This window comes from Anaerobiospirillum succiniciproducens DSM 6400, from assembly GCF_000482845.1.
In the GTDB taxonomy this organism is placed as follows: Bacteria; Pseudomonadota; Gammaproteobacteria; order Enterobacterales; family Succinivibrionaceae; genus Anaerobiospirillum; species Anaerobiospirillum succiniciproducens.
Window position 1 is genome coordinate 1 of the sequence record NZ_AXWV01000117.1, and the last position, 5,263, is coordinate 5,263.

The 5,263-nt window shown below is 44.3% G+C and carries 2 protein-coding genes; both read right to left on the minus strand.

The annotated features are described in order from the left end of the window. Nucleotides 1–2,109, minus strand: a 2,109-nt coding sequence (locus H524_RS15715; protein WP_044122247.1) for a beta strand repeat-containing protein, incomplete at its 3' end; no start/stop codon positions are given. Between the two features lie 988 nt (nt 2,110–3,097). Continuing rightward, nucleotides 3,098–5,263 (minus strand): autotransporter outer membrane beta-barrel domain-containing protein (locus H524_RS17475; protein WP_027940314.1); only part of this gene is annotated, 2,166 nt, incomplete at its 5' end.

Consider the following 5,263-nt stretch of genomic DNA (forward strand, 5'->3'; position numbering starts at 1 on the left):
CTCGTAGCCGTTGGTTACGCCTGCAACTACACCACCAGCACCACCTAAGCCCATCTGTGGCCGGGTTGTAGGCTTATCTGACAGCTTGATATCAAAGAGACCCTTGAAGCCAGTATCAGTACGGAACTGCTTGAACTTTTCAAGAGTCATAGAGATGGCATTGCCACTCTTGTCGAGTAAGCTAATCTGTGCATCGGTAGTGCCCTGAACAGCATTCTTGTCGTACTTATCAGTGATTAAGGTAGAATCAGCGGCCTTAACAACCATGTCAGAGCTCAGGATTAACTTACCTGCATTGGTAATTGAGGCACCGTTTGCACCCAGGCTTAAAGTTGTAACACCCTTAGCATCGACAGTTGCACCATCAATCGCTAACTTGCCATTTTCATTAGTTGTTGTTAAGGAATCAGTAATGGTCAGCTTAGTTCCTGAGTTGTTAACGTTTGCTGAACCAGAAGTAACTGTTAATGACTTAACAGACCATTGGCCCTTATCAACATTTAATGTTGCCTTTGAGCCGCCGGCATCTGCTGTTCCCACAACGATGCTCTTAACGCCTAAAGTATTGCCTGAGCCAGCCAAGGTTAAAGTAGTACCACCCTCAAGCTTGAGATCCTTGGTAGCTGAGGTGTTAAGGTTTGAAGCAATCGAGATTCCGCCATTCTTTACAGTAACGGCACCGTCACCAGTTGCGCCTAAGGCCAAGGTATCAGCGGCTAAAGTAACACCTGCATTTAAAGTAATAGTATCGCCTGAATGGAACTTAGCATTACCTACCTTAAGTGTAAGGGAACCGTCACCGCCAGTAATCTTGGCGTTCATTGTGCCGATAGTAGCACCAGTACCAGACAGGATTTTGTCACTGGCAGAAAGATCTAAAGTATCTTGCACGCCTGTAATTACAACAGTACCGCTATTACCCTGAGATGACTTTAACTCGCCAGTTACTAATTTGTTTAAAACTTCAGAGCTTACATTCAGGACGGCATTCTTATTGAGAACAACTGATGAGCCAGCATCAATTGTAGAGGTACCACTTAATGCGATAGTGCTTTCACCACCCTCTAAAACGATAGAGCCAGTGTTGTTGATTACGGTCTTTTCACCAGTGGTTACGCCACCCTTAAAGGTGATTGTATTTGTAGCTGCGTTGTTCTTAATTGTGCCGCCAGTAGATGTGAAGGCATCGGTTACAGTCATGGCGCCAGAGTTAGAAAGGGTACCGCCAGCCAACTCAATAGCACCCTTAAGCTCACCTTTACCACCAGAGGCCACTTCTACAGTACCATCTTTAAGCTGGGTATTACCTGCTGTGCTGCCAAATACTGCTGCGGCATTCTCTTGGTCAGTGCCAAGATTGATAGTGCCCTTTTCTATTGTAACTGTGCCAGCAGTTAAAGATGCGCCACCAGAAACAGTTACTGCAGCACCTTCTTTAACAGTTAATGCTGTTGCTGCAATGGATGAGTGCTTAGCAAGCTTTACAACGGCATCATTTGCGCCAGCACCTTGACCTTTACCAATAGTTACATTTGCTGCATTTACTGTAGTAGCAAGCTTTTTATCATCAGCAGCAACAAGATCAAGCTCACCCTTGTTAACAGTGATATTGCCTAAAGTAACATTTGTTGCAGCACCTGGAGTGGCTGGTTTGCCAGATGAATTGCCGACCTCACCAATAGTTAGTTTTGCTGTTGTAGCTGTTTCAATAACTAAAGCAGTGTTGCCAAGATTTACATTAGGCTTAGCTGGTTGAGCTGTAGCGTCAGCACCTGCAGCGACACCTTTAATGGTATGTGCATCACCACCAGAAATTTTAATCTCAAGCGGTTCAGTGCTTTCTGCTCTGCTTGCAGCGGAAGTAATTGTTAAAGTACCGTAAGCATTATCAGCAGGACTTTTATCAGTTGTTGTGCCATCGATAGTCACGTTTGCATCGGCTGCGCCAAACTTAGCATCATCAAAGGTTGCACCACCTTTAGCAGCCTGGGCTTGGCCGGAGGCTAAGGCGGCAGCAGCGATAGCTGCGACCATGGCGATGTTGGCGTTCTTGAATATAGCGCGGTATTGAGCCATTAAGAACTTAATGGCGTTGTTGGTTTGCTTCATTAGTAAATCTTGTTTGATTTATGAAATGATGTTTGTTTAACTGAAGCTCACTTAAAAAGGCAGGTGTAATGATGCATTTGCGGCTCTAGGATAGCCTTGATGTATTGTGAGCTGTATTAGGAGTTCTAATACTTAAAGAGTATAGGCAGTCCCTATCTCATCATCAACAGACACGTGCCTCTACCTAATGAACTTTCTTTAGCATGTGATGTATATTGTATCTCGAGCATGCTTAATACAGTCCATGCTTTATTAGTACAAGCATGTACATTGAGAAACAACTAAATAAAGCTTTAAAGGGCAAAGCAAGTTAATGATTTGATATTAAAAGATGCAGATAAGGAGGGATCTAATAAGCTTATTGAGCTTGTATCGACAGTAAGATACTGAAACCATGTGAGTGTTTCGACTGCCTTGAAAAGTACATGAACACTCAGTTTTTTGCTTGCCCCCCCCCCATGTATACTAACTATACATACAGTGATAAATCAAGGCAGATGCAGGATTATTACCACTCAATTAAGGCCTGAAGCTTGAATGGTAGTTACCTTATGACATGGCACTCCAGATATTCAAACAGTTATATTTGGGTAATCTTTTTGAGCTGATGCATTGCAATTAACCGCAGATTTATCGTGTTCTACGTGTATTTGCTGCATATACAACCTTACTAATCGGATAAAGCGTAAGACCAAATGTTTGGTCGCAGCATAAAAGTGTCTTAAAGAGGCTCTTCACTGCATTGTTATTCATTTCCTATAACGATTAGTCCTGTTTAACATAGAACTCGATGCGCCGTTTTTAATTCATTTACAGGCACATAGCCTTATCCAGGTTCAAAACGCGCCAAATCATACCCATTTAATGACAAAAGCGACCACGACCTCTGCACTATCCCTTGCATCGGCCATGATCGCTTTATAAAGCGTGCCCCGGAGTTAAAAACCTTTGGCACGATCTTTAGATTAAGTAACTTGCTACATCTAAATTAGAACATGTAGCGGCACTGTGCGTTAACGCCGAAGCTATCGGTGTTTGAAGAGCCAGTGTAGTTGATACCAAATGAGGTACCAAATGCACCGTTCTGAGCACCTAAGCCAACAGTTAAGCCGTACTGAACTTCATCAAGCACCTCAGTGTTCATAGCAACAGCCATTGGCTTAGTGCTGTTGAACTGGGTATGTGACTTAGCCTCAGTGTCGCCAGTGTTGAAGGCAACAGTTAAGTCTGCGCTAGGAGCTAAAGTCCAGCCGCTGGTGCTAAATGCCTTAGATAAGGTAACACCCAGTGGGATGGAGAATACGTTCTGCACATCAAAGTCAGTAGTAGCGATAGCACCATCAGAGGACATTAAGTCATAGCTGTCGGTGTTAAGGCGGATAAAACGAGCACCTAAGTGTGGAGTTACATCAACTGCAGCAGTAGAGATGGTGTACTGACCAGTTAAGCCCATAGTAACAGCCTTGGTGTCAGCCTTACCAGAAAGACCAAAGCCCTCAACATCGTGAGAGATTACGGTCATGGAAGCATCACCAACTAAAGCAAAGTTACCAAAGCCCATTGCTGAGTAAATACCAAAGCCGTAGTAGTCAAACTCGTCCTTGAGGCCATTACCCTGACCCTTGCCTTCTGCATCACCAGAACCGATGTTGAATACAGCACCAAAACGCATGTTGCCGTTTACAGTATCGGTACCAAATGCTACACCAGCAAGATCAACATCTGAGCCATAAGATACGCCCTCTGCATTAAAGCCGTCAGAATCAACAGACTTGTACATTGGGGTTAACCATACACCGCCGTTAGCCTGTGAGCCAGTAGCAGAAATGGTTGCAGCCTCTACACCAACTGCACCAACACGACCAAACATTGCATCAGCCATGGTGGTTACTGCAGCTACAGCTGCCTGCTGGGCACCTGCGTAAGTTGCAGCATGAGCAGCAGCATCAATTGCACCGTATTGCTTAGCAGTAAGAGTATTAACTACAAAGTCATAACCTACGCCAGAACCACTAGAGAACTCACCATTTGCATAGTCAACAAACAGCTGACCAACAGGAGCGGATACTAAGCTACGAATCTGCTTCTCTACCTCAGGATCAAGCTTAAGAGTTACAGGTGTTGTTAGGAGATTAGAGCCATTGGCAATAGTGTATGACAGCAGACCACCAGCAGCCTCAACAACTAAAGCACCGTTTGCGGTTACTGAACTACCATTACCCTGTGCTGCAAAGATCTTAAGGCCAGTATCTTTAGCAGTAATATCACCAACTAAGCTAATCTTTGCACCTTCAGCAACCTTAACAGTTGCACTCACGTTATTTGGGGCAGTAGTGCCAGAAGCGAAAGTAATAGCAGGCTGTGACTTATCAGCGCCGAATGCATTGTCAGTGATGATTAAGCCAGCGCCAGACTCTAATTCTAATGTATCAGCAGTAGGATTCTTGTTCTGAACATCAGCAACATTAAGACCGGCGTTTACAACGATACCGTTGCCATTAGCGATGGTGACAGCTTTGTTGAGGACTAAGGCGTTCTTGAGTCCATTCTGGTCGAACTTTCCATCAACTAAGTAAGATGCCATGACATCATTAAACTCAGCCTCGGTAAAACCGATACCCAGAGCGGAGTTCATGCCTACGTAAGCACCACCATTTAAGGTACCTGCATCATGCTCTTTTTTAGTTGTGTCAAGGCTTTCAGCAACTACTAAAGCAGCAGGCTCGGAGTACTCAGGATCAACGACCAGAATAGAATCCTTTGCAAGATCTAAAGTACCAACAAATACGTTAGCAGATGAAGTGTCTTTGCCATCCTTACCCACGGTTAAGGTGTTGTTAGCAGCTAATGTAAGCTTATCAGCATCAATAGTTGCGCCGCCAGCAATAGCATGCTGAACCTTTGCACCTGCAGTATCAGTGCCTGATAAGGTCAGGTTAGTTGCATCAACGTCACCCATGATGGTTGCGGTTTTCTTAACAACTACATCACCGGAAGCAAAGACATAACCACCCTTGCCAACGTTTAAGTCATTTGTAAATACGGAGCCAGACTTAACATTAAGCTGAGCACCATCCTTGATGTTTACTGTGCCTAAAGCATTAGTAGAATCACCAAATGAGTCTTTTACAACTTCAACATTGGCACCGTCAGC